This is a genomic window from Pseudomonas fragi, assembly GCF_025426255.1.
Classification (GTDB): Bacteria; Pseudomonadota; Gammaproteobacteria; order Pseudomonadales; family Pseudomonadaceae; genus Aquipseudomonas; species Aquipseudomonas kulmbachensis.
This window is the reverse complement of sequence record NZ_CP104861.1, coordinates 3,740,171-3,759,024: the sequence shown is the minus strand read 5'-3', so window position 1 is coordinate 3,759,024 and position 18,854 is coordinate 3,740,171. Positions and strand designations below refer to the sequence as shown.

Below are 18,854 nucleotides of genomic sequence, written 5' to 3'. Positions count from 1 at the left end.
TAGTTGCTCTGCAGTTGTACCCGTGTTGATGCATATCAAGTTACGCCGTTGGTGCTGCGCTCCGTGGCCCGTATAATCCCTGGCTCGCCTCAATTCAGTTTTGTGAGCCTCATGTCAGCGATTTTTCAAAACACTGCCGGTTTGCCGTGCAACCCCCAACGGTCGGGAGCATGCGCGTGATTCTTCCTGAAATTCATCAGTTCCTGGGTTGCCGCACGCCTGACGGCTGGATCGCGGCGGCGTTGGCTGATCAGGAAACTTTGCTGATCGATCACAAAAACTGTGAGTTCAAGGCTGCGAGCACAGCGCTGAGCCTGATCGCCAAGTACCATTCCCATGTTGACCTGATCAACATGATGTCGCGTCTGGCCCGTGAAGAGCTGGTGCACCACGAGCAAGTCATGCGCCTGATGAAAAAGCGCAAGATCGAGTTGCGCCAGCTGTCGGCCGGGCGCTATGCCTCGGCGCTGCGCAAAGTGGTGCGTAACCACGAGCCGGTCAAACTGGTAGACACATTGGTGGTAGGTGCATTTATCGAAGCCCGCAGTTGCGAGCGCTTCGAAGCCCTGGTGCCACATTTGGACGAAGAACTCGGCAAGTTTTACTTCGGCCTGCTCAAGAGCGAGGCGCGGCATTTTCAGGGCTACCTGAAACTGGCCTACCAATATGGTGATGCCAAGGATATTGCCCAAGTGATCGAGCGGGTGAGGGTGGCGGAGCAGGAGCTGATCGAGTCGCCGGATGTCGAGTTCCGTTTCCATAGTGGTGTGCCAGCCGCCGCTTAAACTTCGTAGCAGCTGCCGAAGGAACGAGGCTGCGTTCGGCGGCGAAGCCGTCGTAAAACCTGAAATCGCGGTCTGTCAGTTAAATCGCGGACTCAGGTTTTACGATCGCTTCGCAATCGAACGCAGCCTCGTTCCTTCGGCAGCTGCTACGGGAACTGTAAAAATACCAACGACCAGATAGATAGCCGCCTAATAATCGGCTTGACATTAGCTGCCTAGACAGTAATATTTCGAAACATTACTGCCTAGGCAGCTTCCTGGTGCCCTGATGAAACATTTCCATCCCGATAACTTCCAAAACTGCACCCTGGGTTTGCTCCTGGGGCGTACGGCCATGCTCAAGGACAAGATCATCGACCGCCATATGGAGCCTTACGGCATCACGGCGGCGCAGTTCAAGGTGCTGATCATCATGGCCCAGTTTGACGTCGACACTCCGGCCGAGCTCTGCCGCCACCTGTCGCTGGACAGTGGTTCGATGACCCGCATGCTGGATCGTCTCGAGCAAAAAAAACTGCTGGTGCGCCAGCGTTCCGAGGCCGATCGGCGCCAGGTTCAACTGGTGCTGACCGATGATGGTCAGGCGCTCGCCAGCCTGCTGCCGCAGATTGGCGCCGATGCGATGAATCAGCTGGCAAGCGCCATTAGCCCGCAAGAGCTGCAAAGCCTGGAACAGATCCTCAAGAAAATACTGTTGGCAGCGGGTGATCCGATCACTGTCATGCGCTTAGGTGAAAAATGAGCCACAAAACGCTGCGTACAGGCCTGAGCCTGGTATTTACGTCGATGGTGCTGGCCGGTTGCGCCAGCTACAGCGGTTTGAGCACCGTGGGCGTGAGCCAGGATGCGAAAAACCTTCACGCTGCCCGAACGCTTGACGGTGTGACGCTCAGCCCGGCGGCCTGGCCTGAAAAGGACTGGTGGAAGCGTCTGGGGGACGGGCAGCTTGATGGTTTGATCGAGGAAGCATTGCGCGACAGTCCGGATATGCAAATAGCCAGTGCCCGTGCGCATCAGGCAGCGGCTGCAGCCGGTGCCGCCAACGCTGCACGCATGCCAACCCTGGATGCCGAAGCTGATGTTTCGCGTTCGCGCTTGTCGCGCTCCCAGGACCCTACAGGTCAGGGCGGTCGGTACGACACGCTGCGCGATGCCAGCCTGACATTTAATTACACCTTCGATCTATGGGGCGGCCAACGCGACGCCTGGGAAGCAGCATTGGGCGAAGCCCGTGCGGCCACAGTTGACAGTCAGGCCGCGAGCCTGACCCTGGCCGCCGATGTGGCGCGGGGCTATAGCAGCCTGGGGCATGCCTTTATTGTGCGAGACCTGGCCAAGGATGACCTTGAGCGCACCGGTAAATTGCTCGACCTGAGCAAGCGCCGCCTGCAGGCCGGTATCGACAGTCACTATCAGTATCAGCAAACCGAAAGCCTTGAGGCCAGCTCCCAGGAGCAACTGATCAACGCTGAAAAACAACTCAAAAGTGCGCGCATCGCGCTGGCGGTGTTGTTGGGCAAGGGGCCGGATCGCGGGGTCGAGATTGCTCGCCCGAAAATTCTGGCGCCGAGCGCCGTAGCGTTGCCGAGCACCTTGCCGGCTGAGTTGCTGGGTCGTCGTCCCGATCTGGTGGCGGCGCGCTGGCGAGTGGAGGCGGCGAGCAAGAATATTGCGGCAGCCAAGACCCGGTTTTATCCCAATCTGAACTTGAGTGCGGCGGCGGGTACTCAGTCGTTGCTGGGCGATGCCTTGTTTGGCTCTGCCAGCCGCTTCCTCAATATTGCGCCGGCCATTTCGTTGCCGATATTTGATGGCGGGCGCCTGCGTGCAGGGCTGGATGCCGAAGATGCCAATTACGACCTGGCGGTCGCGCAGTACAACAAGATACTGGTGGGCGCGCTTGGCGACGTCAGCAATACCCTTGCGCAACTAGGCGCAGTGGGGCAGCAAATCAATGCCCAGCAGCGGGCTACCGATATCGCTCAGGATTCGTTCAATACCGTGTTGCAGCGCTACGGCTCGGGTGTCGGTAACTACCTGGATGTGCTCAGCATTGAACAGCAATTGCTTCAGGCCCAACGCCAGTTGGCGGACCTGAATGCCGAACAGATCGACCTTTCGATTCAACTGATGCAAGCCCTGGGCGGTGGATTTCAGCCCGGTAACCCGGTTGCGGCCGATTCCACTGAAGTCCTCGCTGGCAGAAAATTTTAGGTACCCGTCATGGCCACTGTGCAAACACCGAATGAAACGCAACAAACCCAGGACGCTGGCAACCAGCGTAAACGCAAACTCTGGCTGAGCGGCCTGGCAATTCTGGTCATCCTGCTCGGGCTCGGCGTCTGGGCCTGGCAAGAGCTGTATGGTCGCTGGAGTGAAAGCACCGACGATGCCTATGTAAATGGCAACGTGGTTGAAATCACGCCGCTGGTCACCGGAACAGTGGTGAGCATCGGCGCCGATGATGGCGATCTGGTTCATGAGGGCCAGGTCCTGCTCAACTTCGATCCGAGCGATGCGCTGGTTGGTTTGCAAAGCGCCGAGGCCAATCTGGCTCGTACGGTGCGTCAGGTTCGAGGCCTGTTCAGTGACGTGAAGGGCATGAAGGCTCAGGTCGCTGCGCAAAAAGTCGAAGTGCAGAAAAACCAGGACAACTACAACCGCCGTAAAAGTCTGGCGGCGGGCGGGGCTATTTCCCAGGAAGAGCTGTCCCATGCCCGGGATGATCTGTCTTCGGCGCAAAGTGCCTTGCGCAATGCCGAGCAAAAACTCGATACCACCAGTGCGCTGGTCGATAACACCTCCGTGGCCAACCACCCTGATGTGAAGGCGGCGGCTGCCCAGTTGCGTCAGGCGTATCTGGCCAATGCCCGCTCCACCTTGATTGCGCCGGTCACAGGCTACGTGGCCAAGCGTACTGTTCAGTTGGGCCAGCGGGTTCAGCCTGGCACTGCCCTGATGGCGGTCATTCCGCTGAATCAGCTGTGGATTGATGCCAACTTCAAGGAAACCCAGCTGCACAAGATGCGTATCGGCCAGCCGGTGGACATTGAGTCGGATATCTACGGCAGCAGCGTGAAGTACAGCGGCACCATCGACAGCATTGGTGCCGGTACGGGCAGCGCATTTGCTCTGTTGCCTGCGCAGAATGCGACGGGTAACTGGATCAAGATCGTGCAGCGGGTGCCGGTGCGCATTCATATCAATGCCGATGAGTTGGCGGAGCATCCGCTGCGGGTCGGCTTGTCGACGACCGTTGATGTGAACCTGCGAGACCAAAGTGGCCCGGTACTGGCCCAACAACCGCCGCAAAGAGCTTCGTTCACCACCACTGTGTACGCGCAGCAATTGGCCGACGCCGAAGCTCTGATAGCGCACTTGATCGACAGCAACAGCGCAGGTACTGGCGACATGGCCGCCCAACGCTGATTCGCCAATCCATAAGCCCCGCGACACAGGCGGGGCTGCATCCCCGGTTTTAAAGGATTTGCGATGAGTACAAACGCGTCTTTTTCTCCTCCCAGCCTGGTAATGGCCACCATCGGATTGTCGCTGGCGACCTTTATGCAGGTGCTCGACACCACCATCGCCAACGTCGCCTTGCCCACCATCTCCGGCAACCTTGGGGTGAGTTCGGAGCAGGGTACGTGGGTAATTACCTCATTTGCGGTAAGCAACGCGATTGCCTTGCCACTGACCGGTTGGTTGAGTCGGCGCTTTGGTGAGGTAAAGCTGTTTTTGTGGGCCACGATTCTGTTCGTGCTGGCTTCTTTTTTATGCGGTATTTCGACCTCGATGCCTGAGCTGGTCGGGTTTCGCGTGTTGCAGGGGTTGGTGGCCGGGCCGCTGTACCCCATGACTCAAACCCTGTTGATTGCGGTGTATCCACCTGCGAAACGGGGGATGGCATTGGCATTGCTGGCGATGGTCACGGTGGTTGCGCCCATTGCCGGGCCCATTTTGGGTGGCTGGATCACGGACAGTTACAGTTGGCCGTGGATCTTCTTCATTAATATCCCGATTGGCATATTTGCGGTGATGGTGGTTCGCCAGCAACTGAAGGCGCGCCCGGTGGTAATTACCCGTCAGCCGATGGATTACGTGGGGTTGATTACTCTGATTATCGGGGTTGGTGCGTTGCAGATTGTGCTCGACAAGGGCAATGATCTGGACTGGTTCGAGTCCAACTTTATCCTGCTGGGCACCGCATTATCGGTAGTGGCGCTGGCGGCATTTATCATTTGGGAAATGACGGACAAGCATCCGATCGTCAACTTGCGTCTGTTTGCCCATCGCAACTTTCGCATCGGCACCATTGTGTTGGTGCTGGGTTATGCCGGGTTCTTCGGTATCAACCTGATTTTGCCGCAATGGTTGCAGACGCAGATGGGCTATACCGCCACCTGGGCTGGCCTGGCAGTGGCGCCAATCGGGATTTTGCCGGTGTTGATGTCGCCATTTGTGGGCAAGTACGCGAATAAATTCGACTTGCGCCTGTTGGCTGGGCTGGCGTTCTTGGCCATTGGCCTGAGCTGCTTTATGCGCGCCGATTTCACCAATCAGGTGGACTTCCAGCACATTGCGCTGGTGCAGCTGTTTATGGGGATTGGTGTGGCGCTGTTCTTTATGCCGACCTTGACCATATTGATGTCGGACTTGCCGCCGCATCAGATTGCCGATGGTGCAGGGTTGGCGACGTTCCTGCGTACTCTGGGGGGCAGCTTTGCGGCTTCGCTGACCACCTGGATCTGGATTCGCAGGGCGGATCAGCATCACGCCTATATGAGTGAAAGCATCAGCGCCTATGACCCGGTAACCCGGCATACCCTGGAAAGTCTGGGTGGGGCCAGCACACCGGCTTACGCCCAGATGGATCAGATTCTGACGAGTCAGGCGTATATGTTCTCCACCGTGGACTACTTCACCATGATGGGTTGGTTGTTTATGGGCTTGATTTTGCTGGTATGGCTGGCCAAGCCACCGTTTGCAGCGAAGGCGGGGCCGGCGACCAGCGGGCATTAAAGCTGGAGCCCTGCAAACCCCTTGTGGGAGCGAGCCTGCTCGCGAAAGTATCTGACTGCGCCGATACCTTCGCGAGCAGGCTCGCTCCCACAGCTTTACTGTGAGGCGGGCTGCAAGAAATCAAACGGCTCAAGTCGCATGCCGTGCTCATCCACTTGCAGCACCCAACCTTGACGGTCCCAGTCACCCAGAACAATACGCTTGGCGGCGAGTTCGCCGATTTGCAATTTGTGGATTGCCGGGCGATGGGTATGACCGTGAATCAGGGTGTGTACGCCAAAGTGCGCCATGATCCGGGGAACTTCCTCGGGGGTCACGTCAACGATGTCATTGGCCTTCATGCGAGTCTGGGCACGGCTTTCGCTGCGCAGCTTGCGCGCCAGTTTGTGGCGAGTGCTCAGGGGCAGGTGGCGCAGAACCCATAAGGTGATGGGGTTGCGCAGGTAGCGTCGCAGGCGCATATAGGCTTCATCGCGGGTGCACAGGCTGTCGCCATGCATCAGCAATACCGGCTCACCATAGAAGTCGACAACGCTAGGGTCTTTGATCAGGGTGCAGCCAGCCGCTTTACAAAAGGCCTGGCCAAGCAAAAAGTCGCGGTTACCGTGCATCAGAAAAATCTTCGTGCCGGTTTCGCTGAGTGTTCGCAACGCTTCGCAGATCGAGCGTTGGTAGGGTGTCATCGCATCGTCGCCAATCCAGGCTTCGAAAAAATCACCCAGAATGTATAGCGCCTGAGCCGAGCGCGCGCGCCCGGTCAGGAAATCCAGAAACGCCCGGGTTATGTCCGGGCGCTCCTCTTCCAGATGCAAATCTGAAATCAGCAGTATCACTCAATGATCTCTGCTTTCTCGACGATCACGTCTTCTTTAGGCACGTCTTGATGACCGGCTTTGGAAGTAGTGGCAACGCCTTTGATTTTGTCTACCACGTCCTGGCCTTCAACGACTTTACCGAACACGGCGTAGCCCCAGCCCTGAGCGGTTTTGCCGCTGTGGTTGAGGAAGCTGTTGTCAGCCACGTTGATGAAGAACTGGGCGGAAGCCGAATGCGGCTCCATGGTGCGAGCCATGGCCACGGTGTACTTCTCGTTTGGCAGGCCGTTGTCAGCTTCGTTCTGGATGCTTGGGCGCTTGTCTTTCTTTTCTTTCATGCCTGGCTCGAAACCGCCGCCCTGGACCATGAAATTGCCGATTACACGGTGGAAAACAGTGTTTTCGTAGTGGCCGGCTTTTACGTATTCGATGAAGTTAGCAACGGTGATCGGTGCTTTTTCAGCGTTCAGCTCGATCACGATGTCGCCGTGGTTGGTGCTCAGTTTTACTTTGGTCATGGTCGTTATCGCTCTATCAGAGAATTCGTCGGGCTTGGGGGCGGGGTGAACACACCTCAATCCCCCAGGCTGGCTGGGTAGATACAGCCGCGGGCGGAGTTTAGCGTGCTCGCACGGCATTTCGATGGTGTTTTTCCCATATGGGGACTAAAAGCCGGCATTTCAATCGGTTTGATTGAGTACCTGCTCTGTCAGGGACTTGACGGCATCGGCTATGATAGGCGCTTTGATTTAGTCGGCCGACCCAGGCCGCGCACCCTGTTACGTTCAAGGATCCTATGAGCAAGCCCACTGTCGACCCCACTCTGAATCCAAAAGCTGGCCCTGCTGTCCCGGCTAACTTCCTGCGTCCAATCGTTCAGGCGGACCTAGACTCGGGTAAATGCACACAGATCGTGACCCGCTTCCCGCCGGAGCCCAATGGCTATCTGCACATCGGTCATGCCAAATCCATTTGTGTGAACTTTGGGCTGGCTCAGGAGTTCGGTGGCGTTACGCATTTGCGTTTTGACGACACCAACCCGGCTAAAGAAGACCAGGAATACATCGACGCGATCGAAAGCGACGTGAAATGGCTGGGCTTCGAGTGGTCTGGCGAAGTGCGCTACGCCTCGCAATATTTCGACCAGTTGCACGCGTGGGCGATTTACCTAATTAAAGAAGGTAAGGCCTACGTCTGCGACCTGTCGCCTGAGCAAGCCAAGGAATACCGTGGCACTCTGACCGAACCTGGCAAGAACAGCCCATTCCGCGACCGTAGCGTCGAAGAGAATCTGGATCTGTTTGCCCGCATGACGGCTGGTGAGTTCGAGGACGGCAAGTGCGTACTGCGCGCCAAGATCGATATGGCATCGCCGAACATGAACCTGCGTGACCCGATCATGTACCGCATTCGTCATGCCCATCACCACCAGACCGGCGACAAATGGTGCATCTATCCGAACTATGACTTCACTCATGGTCAGTCGGATGCGATCGAAGGTATTACTCATTCGATCTGCACCCTGGAATTCGAAAGCCATCGCCCGCTGTACGAATGGTTCCTCGACAGCCTGCCAGTGCCAGCGCACCCGCGTCAGTACGAATTCAGCCGTCTGAACCTGAACTACACCATCACCAGCAAGCGCAAGCTCAAGCAACTGGTTGATGAAAAACACGTCAATGGCTGGGATGACCCGCGCATGTCCACGCTGTCGGGTTTCCGTCGTCGTGGCTACACGCCAAAATCGATCCGCAACTTCTGCGACATGGTCGGCACCAACCGTTCCGACGGCGTGGTTGACTTCGGCATGCTGGAATTCAGCATCCGTGACGATCTGGACCACAGCGCGCCGCGCGCCATGTGCGTACTGCGCCCGTTGAAAGTCATCATCACCAACTACCCGGAAGGTCAGGTCGAGAATCTTGAACTGCCTTGCCATCCGAAAGAAGACATGGGTGTGCGCGTACTGCCATTCGCCCGTGAGATCTACATTGATCGCGACGATTTCATGGAAGAACCGCCAAAAGGCTACAAGCGCCTTGAGCCTGCGGGCGAAGTGCGTTTGCGCGGCAGCTATGTGATCCGTGCCGACGAAGCAATCAAGGACGCCGATGGCAACATCGTTGAACTGCATTGCTCGTACGATCCTGAAACCCTGGGCAAAAACCCTGAAGGTCGCAAGGTCAAAGGTGTGGTGCATTGGGTGCCAGCGGCTGCCAGCGTCGAGTGTGAAGTGCGTTTGTATGATCGTCTGTTCCGTTCGCCGAACCCTGAAAAGGCCGAAGACGGCGCGGGCTTCCTGGAAAACATCAACCCTGACTCGCTGCAGGTGCTTACCGGTTGTCGTGCTGAACCCTCGCTGGGTAATGCGCAGCCGGAAGACCGTTTCCAGTTCGAGCGCGAAGGCTACTTCTGCGCGGATATCAAGGACTCGAAACCCGGTCACCCGGTATTCAACCGTACCGTGACCCTGCGTGATTCGTGGGGCCAGTGATCAAGTTTTGAAGGAATAAGCCGTGCTTACGATCTACAACACGCTCACCAAGAGCAAAGAAGTTTTCAAGCCGCTGGACGGCAACAATGTGCGCATGTATGTGTGCGGCATGACCGTGTACGACTACTGCCACATTGGTCATGGTCGTAGCATGATCGCCTTCGATCTGGTGACCCGCTGGTTGCGTTTCAGCGGCTACAACCTGACCTATGTGCGCAACATCACGGACATTGAAGACAAGATCATCAATCGTGCCCGCGAAAACGGTGAGCCTTTTGAGGTGCTGACCGAGCGCATGATCGCGGCGATGCATGAAGATGAGGCGCGGCTCAATATCCTCAAGCCGGATATGGAGCCGCGTGCCACGGATCATATTCCTGGCATGCACGCGATGATCCAGACCTTGATCGACAAGGGCTACGCCTATGCCCCGGGCAATGGTGACGTGTATTACCGCGTCGCCAAGTTCATGGGCTACGGCAAGCTGTCGCGTAAAAAGATCGAAGATTTGCGCATCGGTGCCCGCATCGAAGTCGATGAGGCCAAGAACGATCCTCTGGACTTCGTGCTCTGGAAGGGCGTCAAGCCGGGCGAGCCGAGCTGGGAATCGCCGTGGGGTCCGGGTCGTCCGGGCTGGCATATCGAGTGCTCGGTGATGTCCACCTGCTGCTTGGGTGAGACCTTCGATATTCATGGCGGCGGCAGCGATCTTGAGTTCCCGCACCATGAAAACGAAATCGCCCAGAGCGAGGCGGCAACGGGTAAAACCTACGCCAATGCCTGGATGCACTGCGGGATGATTCGCATCAATGGCGAGAAGATGTCCAAGTCCTTGAACAACTTCTTCACCATTCGCGACGTTCTGGAGAAATATCACCCGGAAGTGGTGCGTTATCTGTTGGTGTCGAGCCACTACCGTAGCTCGATCAACTACTCGGAAGATAATCTCAAGGATGCGAAAGCGGCCCTTGATCGCTTCTATAACGCACTTAAAGGGTTGCCGAAGGTTGCTCCGGCCGGTGGTGAGGCGTTTGTTGAGCGTTTCACCCAGGTGATGAACGACGACTTCGGTACGCCGGAAGCTTGTGCGGTGCTGTTCGAGATGGTTCGCGAGATCAACCGTTTGCGCGAAACTGATCTGCAAGCGGCCGCCGGTTTGGCTGCGCGCCTCAAGCAATTGGCGGATGTGCTGGGTGTATTGCAGCTCGAAGCCGACGATTTCTTGCAGGCAGGTGCTGCAGGCAAGATCGATGCGGCCCAGGTAGATGCCTTGATCGAAGCGCGTTTGGCTGCCCGTGCCGGTAAGGACTGGGCTGAGTCGGATCGTATACGCGATCAGCTGGCTGCGATGGGTGTGGTGCTGGAAGACGGTAAGGGCGGGACAACCTGGCGCTTGGCTGACTAGGTTGCACGTTGTGTGAACAAGAGCCCGTACAGGGTTTAATGCTGGTGATGTTGTGGGAGCGAGCCTGCTTGCTCCCACAGTTGAAGTCATCGCATTGCGCTCTGTGCGGGCTTTTGTTTGCCTGCCTTTTACCGGCACCCACAAAAACGGCACCCGAAGGTGCCGTTTTTGTATGCGCGGATCAACACTCAGTCGTGCAGTGTTTCAGCCGCGTACAGAGTATTTTCCAGCAGGCAGGCACGGGTCATCGGGCCAACGCCGCCCGGAACCGGGGTGATCCAGCCCGCGCGGGGCAGGGCTGTCTCGTAAACCACGTCACCCACCAGCTTGCCATCGGCCTGACGGTTGATGCCAACGTCGATCACGATGGCGCCTTCCTTGATCCACTCGCCTTTAACCAGGCCCGGCTTGCCGGCAGCAACCACGACCAGATCGGCGCGGCCAACGTGGCCGGCCAGGTCCTTGGTGAAGCGGTGGGTCACGGTCACGGTGCAGCCTGCCAGCAGCAACTCCATGGCCATCGGACGGCCAACGATGTTGGATGCGCCGACAATCACAGCGTCCATCCCGTACAGGTCCTGACCGGTGCTTTCCAGCAGGGTCATGATGCCTTTAGGGGTGCACGGACGCAGCAGCGGGATACGCTGGGCCAGGCGGCCGACGTTGTAGGGGTGGAAACCGTCGACATCTTTGTCCGGGCGAATGCGTTCCAGCAGCCTGGATGCATCCAGATGCGCTGGCAGAGGCAGTTGTAGCAGGATGCCGTCGATGTTCGCGTCGTCATTAAGACGGTCGATCAGATCGGTCAGCTCTTGCTGGGCAGTGTCAGAAGGCAGGTCATAGGCTTGGGAAATAAAGCCTACCTCTTCGCAGTCTTTACGCTTGTGCGAAACATAAACCTGGGAAGCAGGATCGCTGCCGACCAGAATCACTGCCAGACCAGGGGTTCGCAGGCCTTGCTCGTGACGCTCGGCGACACGTTTGGCAATCTGCTGGCGCAGGCTGGCGGCGATCGCTTTGCCGTCGATTAGTTGTGCAGTCATTACGCGTGATTAACCATCGTAAAGGGTGGAAAAAGGACGTGCATTCTCGCATGCCGCGACGCGAGGGCAAAGGCGCTTGGTCTGCTTATTCCCCTAACTCCTTTATATTTCTAAACTTTTTTCAAAAAAGAGTTGACGACTTTAGGGCTCACCTATAACATTCGTCGCACTTGTCGGGCACAGCCTAGCACTGGTTAAGAAGGTAGAGCGAAGTTGTTGTTCAGCTTGGTGATACTGAAAGCACTTGGTTTGTAGTCGTCACAGAGTACAAATTATTAAGGCGCCCGTAGCTCAGCTGGATAGAGCATCCGCCTTCTAAGCGGATGGTCGCAGGTTCGAGTCCTGCCGGGTGCGCCATTAGGCAGCTTTGGCACAAGTAAAGCAGTACAGGCAATATGGTGGGCGTAGCTCAGTTGGTAGAGCACGGGATTGTGACTCCCGTTGTCGAGGGTTCGATCCCCTTCGTCCACCCCATATTTAGAAAGCCGCCAGATTAATCGTCTGGCGTCTTTGCTTAAAAAGTTTGAAATGCGGATGTGGTGGAATTGGTAGACACACTGGATTTAGGTTCCAGCGCCGCAAGGTGTGAGAGTTCGAGTCTCTCCGTCCGCACCAAATTTGAACAAAGCCGCTGTAGCGGCTTTTTTCTTTTGTTTTAACTGCTTGTTTCGTGAAACAGGCAGGGTTGTAAACGCGCTATGGTGGGCGTAGCTCAGTTGGTAGAGCACGGGATTGTGACTCCCGTTGTCGAGGGTTCGATCCCCTTCGTCCACCCCATATTTAAAGAAAACGCCAGATTAACCATCTGGCGTTTTTTTGTATCTGCAGTTTGAGAAACTGACGTAAGGGTGTCGCGCAGCGCCTCATTTCCCGCATGCTTAGCGTCCACTGCGATTTGTGTGACAATGCGCGCAGATTGGGGCGGCTCCAAAGGTGCCCGTGATCGCCAGTTAATCGGCAAGGGCTGTGTGCGTCGGTTTTGCGTCCGGCTTTTGCTCAATAATGCGGTTGTCTGCGCAAAGTGTCTTCGGTGATGTATCTGGTTCTGCCCGGTACTCGCTTCTATCTATATAGAAGGCGCAGCAGATGGCTGCTTTTACTTCATTTCTGTCGGCTGTTTTCATGCGTGTTTACGGTAGGGTGACTTCTTGAGTTTGACCCACTAGAATGCATGCCCTTGATTATGGGGTCGGAAACGGCCGGCTAACGTCTGTGCAACGAGGAATATCCATGCAAGTTTCTGTTGAAAATACTTCCGCTCTTGAGCGTCGCATGACCATTGGCGTGCCATCAGAGCGTATTGAGGCTGAAGTCAACAAGCGTCTGCAACAGACTGCCCAAAAGGCCAAGATCCCGGGCTTCCGTCCAGGCAAGGTGCCAATGAGCGTGATCCGTCAGCGTTACGAAGCTGATGCGCGTCAAGAAGCTCTGGGCAATGTGATCCAGGCTTCCTTCTACGAAGCAGTGGTTGAGCAGAAGCTGAACCCGGCTGGCGCTCCTTCTGTTGAGCCTAAAGTCTTCGAAAAAGGCAAGGATCTGGAATACGTTGCTACTTTCGAAGTATTCCCTGAATTCGAAGTAACCGGTCTGGACACTATCGCTATCGAGCGCCTGAGCGCCGAAGTGGCTGATGCCGACCTGGACAAAATGCTGGACGTGCTGCGCAAGCAGAACACCCGTTTTGAAGTGACTGACCGTGCCGCCCAGAACGATGATCAACTGAACATCGATTTCGTTGGCAAGGTTGACGGCGAAGTATTCGCTGGTGGTTCGGCCACCGGTACTCAGTTGGTTCTGGGTTCGGGCCGCATGATTCCTGGCTTCGAAGAAGGCCTAGTTGGCGCTAAAGCTGGCGAAGAGCGCGTTCTGAAGCTGACTTTCCCTGCTGACTACCAGAACCTGGACCTTGCTGGCAAAGAAGCCGAGTTCACCGTGACTGTGAACACTGTTTCCGAGCCTAAGCTGCCTGAGCTGAACGAAGAGTTCTTCGCTCAGTTCGGTATCAAGGAAACAGGTCTGGAAGGTTTCCGCACCGAAGTTCGCAAGAACATGGAGCGTGAGCTGCGTCAGGCCATCAAGTCCAAGGTCAAGAACCAGGTAATGGACGGTCTGTTGGCTGCCAACCCGATCGAAGTGCCGAAATCGCTGCTGTCCAACGAAGTTGATCGTCTGCGCGTGCAGGCTGTTCAGCAGTTCGGTGGCAACATCAAGCCTGATCAACTGCCGGCCGAGCTGTTCGAAGAGCAAGCTAGCCGTCGCGTAGTACTGGGTCTGATCGTGGCTGAAGTAGTCAAGCAGTTCGACCTCAAGCCTGACGAAGATCGCGTTCGCGAAATGATTCAGGAAATGGCTTCCGCTTACCAGGAGCCAGAGCAGGTTGTAGCTTGGTACTACAAAAATGACGCTCAATTGAACGAGGTTCGTTCGGTTGTGCTGGAAGAGCAAGTTGTGGATACTGTTCTGCAGAAGGCCAAGGTGACCGATAAAGCGGTCTCTTACGAAGAAGCTGTCAAGCCGGTGGAAGCTCCACAAGCCGACTGATTTCTGACTCGTTAGAAAACACAACCATAAGCCAGCCTCGAGCTGGCTTATGCGTATCCAGACATGACTATTTGGGAGTGACTGCCGGACATGTCCCGCAATTCTTATATTCAGCAGAACTCTGATATCCACGCCGCTGGCGGCCTGGTCCCGATGGTTGTCGAGCAGTCGGCCCGTGGCGAGCGCGCCTATGACATCTATTCGCGCCTCCTGAAGGAGCGAATCATCTTCCTGGTCGGCCCTGTAGAAGACTACATGGCCAACCTGGTTGCGGCGCAGCTGCTATTCCTTGAAGCCGAGAACCCGGACAAGGACATCCATCTTTACATCAACTCCCCAGGCGGTTCGGTGACTGCAGGCATGTCGATCTACGACACCATGCAATTCATCAAGCCAGACGTGTCGACCATCTGTATCGGTCAGGCTTGCAGCATGGGCGCCTTCCTGTTGGCCGGTGGCGCACCGGGCAAGCGTCACTGCCTGCCTAACTCGCGCATGATGATTCACCAGCCGCTGGGCGGTTTCCAGGGGCAGGCGTCGGATATCGACATCCATGCCAAGGAAATTCTCAACATCCGTCATCGTTTGAACTCGCTGCTGGCTCACCACACGGGCCAGACTCTCGAAACCATCGAGCGTGACACTGAGCGTGACAACTTCATGAGCGCCGAGCGTGCAACCGAATACGGTTTGATCGACTCTGTGTTCAGCAAGCGTCAAATGCCCGCTTAAGCAGCTCAAATGTGGGTGGTTGGGTTAACCGACCACCTGCGGGCTTGAAAAAGCCCGCAGTTGCCTTCATCTTGTGTTGCAAGCCTATCGGATTTGGATCGATCGAATGACTGACACCCGCAACGGCGAGGACAACGGCAAATTGCTCTATTGCTCCTTCTGTGGCAAAAGCCAGCATGAAGTGCGCAAATTGATTGCCGGCCCCTCGGTCTTTATCTGCGACGAATGCGTCGACCTGTGCAATGACATCATCCGTGAGGAGGTGCAGGAAGCCCAGGCCGAGAGCAGCGCGCATAAATTACCTTCGCCAAAAGAAATCAGCGGCATCCTTGATCAATACGTCATTGGTCAGGAACGTGCCAAAAAGGTTTTGGCTGTAGCGGTGTACAACCACTACAAGCGCCTTAACCAGCGTGACAAGAAAAACGACGACGTCGAACTCGGCAAGAGCAACATTCTGCTGATCGGCCCGACCGGCTCGGGTAAAACCCTGCTGGCAGAAACCTTGGCTCGCCTGCTGAATGTGCCTTTCACCATTGCTGACGCAACCACGCTGACTGAAGCCGGTTACGTGGGCGAAGATGTTGAAAACATCATTCAGAAGCTGCTTCAGAAATGCGATTACGACGTAGAGAAAGCCCAGATGGGTATTGTCTACATCGATGAAATCGACAAGATTTCGCGCAAATCCGACAACCCTTCGATTACCCGTGATGTTTCGGGTGAGGGTGTGCAGCAGGCATTGCTCAAACTGATTGAAGGCACCGTGGCTTCCGTACCGCCTCAAGGTGGTCGCAAGCACCCGCAGCAGGAATTTTTGCAGGTTGATACCCGCAACATCCTGTTTATCTGTGGTGGCGCGTTCTCGGGTCTGGAGAAGGTTGTACAGGCTCGTTCGACTCGTGGCGGCATCGGCTTCAGTGCTGAAGTGCGCAGCAAGGAAGAGGGCAAGAAGGTTGGCGAATCCCTGCGTGAAGTCGAACCTGACGATTTGGTCAAGTTTGGTCTGATCCCGGAATTCGTGGGCCGTCTACCTGTTTTGGCGACGCTCGATGAGTTGGACGAAGCTGCATTGATGCAGATTCTGACCGAGCCAAAGAATGCGTTGACCAAGCAGTACGGCAAGTTGTTCGAGATGGAAGGTGTTGATCTCGAGTTCCGTGCTGATGCCTTGAAAGCCATCGCCAAGCGTGCGCTCGAGCGCAAGACTGGCGCCCGTGGCCTGCGTTCGATTCTTGAAGGCGTTCTGCTCGACACCATGTATGAAATCCCCTCGCAATCCGAGGTGAGTAAAGTGGTGATCGACGAAAGCGTTATAGAAGGCAAGTCCAAGCCGTTGTTGATTTATGAAAACAACGAACCGACTGCCAAGGTAGCACCTGACGCGTAAATGTAGTGCTGGGCACTACACATTGCGTGTTAAAGAAGGGGCCTTCGGGCCCCTTTGCTTTTCCTGCGGTACAACGCTTGTTTTTTATCGAGACTGCCCCCATCTTGGCTTCAAGCTTACATCCATCTGATTACGGCCTTATGGCCGCCGTAGAGGCGAAATCATGAAGACAACCATCGAATTGCCTCTCCTGCCATTGCGCGATGTTGTGGTTTATCCGCACATGGTGATCCCACTGTTCGTGGGACGCGAGAAATCAATCGAGGCCCTTGAGGCTGCGATGACGGGCGACAAGCAGATTTTGCTGCTGGCTCAAAAGAACCCGGCCGACGATGATCCGGGCGAAGATGCGCTCTATCGCGTAGGTACAATTGCAACCGTCCTGCAACTGCTCAAGCTCCCGGATGGCACAGTTAAAGTGCTGGTCGAAGGCGAGCAGCGTGGCGCTGTTGAGCATTTTGGCCAGGCTGATGGCTATCTGAGTGCTGAAGTATCCTTGATTGACGAAGTGGCTGCCCCGGATCGCGAGTCCGAGGTCTTTGTTCGCAGTCTGCTTTCGCAGTTCGAACAATATGTGCAGCTAGGCAAAAAGGTCCCGGCCGAAGTTCTTTCATCGCTTAACAGCATTGATGAACCAAGCCGTCTGGTCGATACGATGGCTGCCCATATGGCGCTCAAGATCGAACAGAAGCAGGAAATTCTTGAAATCATCGACTTGCAAGCTCGGGTTGAGCACGTCCTGGCGCTGCTGGATGCCGAGATTGATCTGCTGCAAGTTGAAAAGCGTATCCGTGGTCGTGTCAAAAAGCAGATGGAGCGCAGCCAGCGCGAGTACTACCTGAATGAGCAAATGAAAGCCATTCAGAAAGAGCTGGGTGATGGTGACGAAGGTCACAATGAAATCGAAGAGCTGAAAAAGCGCATTGACGCTGCGGGCTTGCCTAAAGACGCAATGACCAAGGCTTTGGCCGAGCTGAACAAGCTCAAGCAAATGTCGCCAATGTCAGCAGAAGCCACCGTGGTGCGCTCCTACATTGACTGGCTGGTGCAGGTGCCGTGGAAGGCTCAGAGCAAGGTGCGTCTGGACCTGAAGCGCGCAGAAGACATTCTGGACGCAGACCACTACGGTCTGGACGAAGTTAAAGAGCGGATTCTCGAATACCTCGCGGTGCAAAAGCGCGTGAAGAAAATTCGTGGCCCGGTTCTATGTCTGGTCGGTCCTCCTGGCGTAGGCAAAACCTCGCTTGCCGAGTCCATTGCTCACGCGACAAACCGTAAATTCGTGCGCATGGCTTTGGGTGGCGTGCGTGATGAGGCGGAAATTCGTGGTCATCGCCGTACTTATATCGGTTCGATGCCAGGAAGATTGATTCAAAAGATGACAAAGGTTGGGGTTCGCAACCCGCTGTTCCTGCTCGATGAAATCGACAAAATGGGCAGTGATATGCGCGGCGATCCCGCTTCGGCGTTGCTTGAAGTGCTTGACCCTGAGCAAAACCACAATTTTAACGACCATTACCTCGAGGTCGATTACGACCTGTCGGATGTGATGTTCCTGTGTACGTCCAACTCGATGAATATCCCGCCAGCTTTGCTGGACCGGATGGAAGTCATTCGTTTGCCGGGCTACACCGAAGACGAAAAAATCAACATTGCTGTCAAATACCTGGCCCCGAAACAGATTGAAGCCAACGGCTTGAAAAAGGGCGAGCTGGCGTTTGATAACGAAGCTATCCGCGACATTATTCGTTACTACACCCGCGAAGCCGGTGTGCGGGGCCTGGAGCGTCAGATTGCGAAGATCTGCCGCAAGGCAGTCAAAGAGCATGCGATGGAAAAACGCTTCGCGGTGACCGTCACGCCAGAGCTTCTTGAGCACTTCCTGGGTGTAAGAAAATTCAGCTATGGTTTGGCTGAAGTTCAGGATCAAATTGGTCAAGTGACCGGGTTGGCCTGGACTCAGGTCGGTGGCGAATTGTTGACCATTGAAGCGGCAGTTGTTCCCGGCAAGGGCCAGTTGATCAAGACCGGTTCGCTGGGCGATGTGATGGTTGAGTCCATCACGGCTGCGCTGACAGTTGTTCGCAGCCGCGCCAAGAGCCTCGGCATCCCATTGGATTTCCACGAGAAACGTGACATTCACATCCACATGCCAGAGGGCGCTACGCCTAAAGATGGCCCAAGTGCGGGTGTGGGCATGTGTACCGCTCTGGTCTCTGCGTTGACCCTGATACCGGTACGTGCCGATGTTGCCATGACCGGTGAAATAACCCTTCGTGGTCAAGTATTGGCCATTGGCGGTTTGAAGGAAAAATTACTTGCAGCTCACCGTGGTGGGATCAAGACTGTAATTATTCCGGAAGAAAACGTTCGTGATCTGAAGGAAATTCCTGACAACATCAAACAGGATCTTCAGATTAAACCGGTTAAATGGATTGACGAGGTCCTGCAAATTGCGCTGCAATACGCGCCGGAGCCCTTGCCGGATGTGGCTCCCGAGATTGTTGCCAAGGACGACAAGCGAGAGTCTGACTCTAAGGAAAGAATTAGCACGCATTAATACGGATTCGCCTGATGGGCTTTCTTGACGCTTTTTAGAGCCCTTGTTATAAAGCGGCTCTATAAGT

The 18,854-nt window shown here is 55.7% G+C and carries 14 protein-coding genes and 4 tRNA genes; 15 read left to right on the top strand and 3 right to left on the bottom strand.

Annotated elements, in window-relative coordinates:
- Window positions 1-176 precede the first annotated feature (176 nt).
- The 5 genes from N7D90_RS17430 to N7D90_RS17410 all read left to right on the top strand — a co-directional run bounded on the left by N7D90_RS17430 (window position 177) and on the right by N7D90_RS17410 (window position 5,807).
- Window positions 177-785, top strand: a complete 609-nt coding sequence (locus N7D90_RS17430) for a tRNA-(ms[2]io[6]A)-hydroxylase (protein WP_261739172.1) — start codon at window positions 177-179, stop codon at window positions 783-785.
- A 268-nt stretch (window positions 786-1,053) separates the two neighbouring features.
- Window positions 1,054-1,527, top strand: a complete 474-nt coding sequence (locus N7D90_RS17425) for a MarR family winged helix-turn-helix transcriptional regulator (RefSeq protein WP_261739171.1) — start codon at window positions 1,054-1,056, stop codon at window positions 1,525-1,527.
- Window positions 1,524-2,999 (top strand): efflux transporter outer membrane subunit, encoded by a 1,476-nt coding sequence (locus N7D90_RS17420; protein ID WP_261739170.1) that lies wholly within the window; start codon window positions 1,524-1,526, stop codon window positions 2,997-2,999. Before N7D90_RS17425 ends, N7D90_RS17420 begins: the two co-directional genes overlap by 4 nt.
- Window positions 3,000-3,008: 9 nt before the next feature.
- The gene (locus N7D90_RS17415) at window positions 3,009-4,214 is read left to right on the top strand and encodes an efflux RND transporter periplasmic adaptor subunit (protein ID WP_261739169.1); all 1,206 of its coding nucleotides are present in this window, start codon (window positions 3,009-3,011) and stop codon (window positions 4,212-4,214) included.
- Between the two features lie 63 nt (window positions 4,215-4,277).
- Window positions 4,278-5,807 carry a DHA2 family efflux MFS transporter permease subunit gene (locus tag N7D90_RS17410; protein ID WP_261739168.1) on the top strand — a complete coding sequence of 510 codons (1,530 nt, stop codon included), beginning with the start codon at window positions 4,278-4,280 and terminating at the stop codon, window positions 5,805-5,807.
- A gap of 95 nt (window positions 5,808-5,902) precedes the next feature.
- Here the strand turns inward: N7D90_RS17410 and lpxH are convergent, their stop codons facing one another.
- Together lpxH and N7D90_RS17400 are read right to left on the bottom strand one after the other, a co-directional pair.
- On the bottom strand, window positions 5,903-6,640 hold the full coding sequence (lpxH, locus tag N7D90_RS17405) for a UDP-2,3-diacylglucosamine diphosphatase (protein WP_261739167.1): 738 nt from the start codon (window positions 6,638-6,640) through the stop codon (window positions 5,903-5,905).
- Window positions 6,637-7,140, bottom strand: coding sequence for a peptidylprolyl isomerase (locus tag N7D90_RS17400; protein ID WP_019823171.1), 504 nt, complete (start codon window positions 7,138-7,140; stop codon window positions 6,637-6,639). The genes lpxH and N7D90_RS17400 overlap by 4 nt, the downstream gene beginning before the upstream one ends.
- Window positions 7,141-7,418: 278 nt before the next feature.
- Between N7D90_RS17400 and N7D90_RS17395 the strand changes: the two genes are divergently transcribed.
- The gene (locus N7D90_RS17395) at window positions 7,419-9,116 is read left to right on the top strand and encodes a glutamine--tRNA ligase/YqeY domain fusion protein (RefSeq protein WP_261739166.1); all 1,698 of its coding nucleotides are present in this window, start codon (window positions 7,419-7,421) and stop codon (window positions 9,114-9,116) included.
- A 22-nt stretch (window positions 9,117-9,138) separates the two neighbouring features.
- Window positions 9,139-10,521, top strand: coding sequence for a cysteine--tRNA ligase (cysS, locus tag N7D90_RS17390; RefSeq protein ID WP_261739165.1), 1,383 nt, complete (start codon window positions 9,139-9,141; stop codon window positions 10,519-10,521).
- A gap of 188 nt (window positions 10,522-10,709) precedes the next feature.
- On the opposite strand, the gene folD is transcribed toward cysS, so the two are convergent.
- Complete coding sequence (gene folD / locus N7D90_RS17385; RefSeq protein WP_261739164.1) at window positions 10,710-11,564, bottom strand: bifunctional methylenetetrahydrofolate dehydrogenase/methenyltetrahydrofolate cyclohydrolase FolD; 855 nt, start codon at window positions 11,562-11,564, stop codon at window positions 10,710-10,712.
- 280 nt (window positions 11,565-11,844) lie between these two features.
- Between folD and N7D90_RS17380 the strand changes: the two genes are divergently transcribed.
- The 8 genes from N7D90_RS17380 (at window position 11,845) to lon (ending at window position 18,787) form a co-directional block, all read left to right on the top strand.
- Window positions 11,845-11,921: transfer RNA gene (locus N7D90_RS17380), tRNA-Arg, on the top strand.
- A 41-nt stretch (window positions 11,922-11,962) separates the two neighbouring features.
- Window positions 11,963-12,038, top strand: a tRNA-His gene (locus tag N7D90_RS17375).
- Between the two features lie 56 nt (window positions 12,039-12,094).
- Window positions 12,095-12,179 (top strand) — tRNA-Leu (locus tag N7D90_RS17370).
- Between the two features lie 86 nt (window positions 12,180-12,265).
- A tRNA-His gene (locus N7D90_RS17365) sits at window positions 12,266-12,341 on the top strand.
- A gap of 453 nt (window positions 12,342-12,794) precedes the next feature.
- Window positions 12,795-14,105, top strand: a complete 1,311-nt coding sequence (gene tig / locus N7D90_RS17360; RefSeq protein WP_261739163.1) for a trigger factor — start codon at window positions 12,795-12,797, stop codon at window positions 14,103-14,105.
- Between the two features lie 90 nt (window positions 14,106-14,195).
- Window positions 14,196-14,837: an ATP-dependent Clp endopeptidase proteolytic subunit ClpP gene (gene clpP / locus N7D90_RS17355; protein WP_016782312.1), complete on the top strand. Its 642-nt coding sequence runs from the start codon at window positions 14,196-14,198 to the stop codon at window positions 14,835-14,837.
- Window positions 14,838-14,943: 106 nt separating this feature from the next.
- Window positions 14,944-16,227, top strand: a complete 1,284-nt coding sequence (gene clpX, locus N7D90_RS17350; protein ID WP_048359633.1) for an ATP-dependent Clp protease ATP-binding subunit ClpX — start codon at window positions 14,944-14,946, stop codon at window positions 16,225-16,227.
- Window positions 16,228-16,390: 163 nt separating this feature from the next.
- The gene (gene lon, locus N7D90_RS17345; protein WP_261739162.1) at window positions 16,391-18,787 is read left to right on the top strand and encodes an endopeptidase La; all 2,397 of its coding nucleotides are present in this window, start codon (window positions 16,391-16,393) and stop codon (window positions 18,785-18,787) included.
- Window positions 18,788-18,854: the final 67 nt, after the last annotated feature.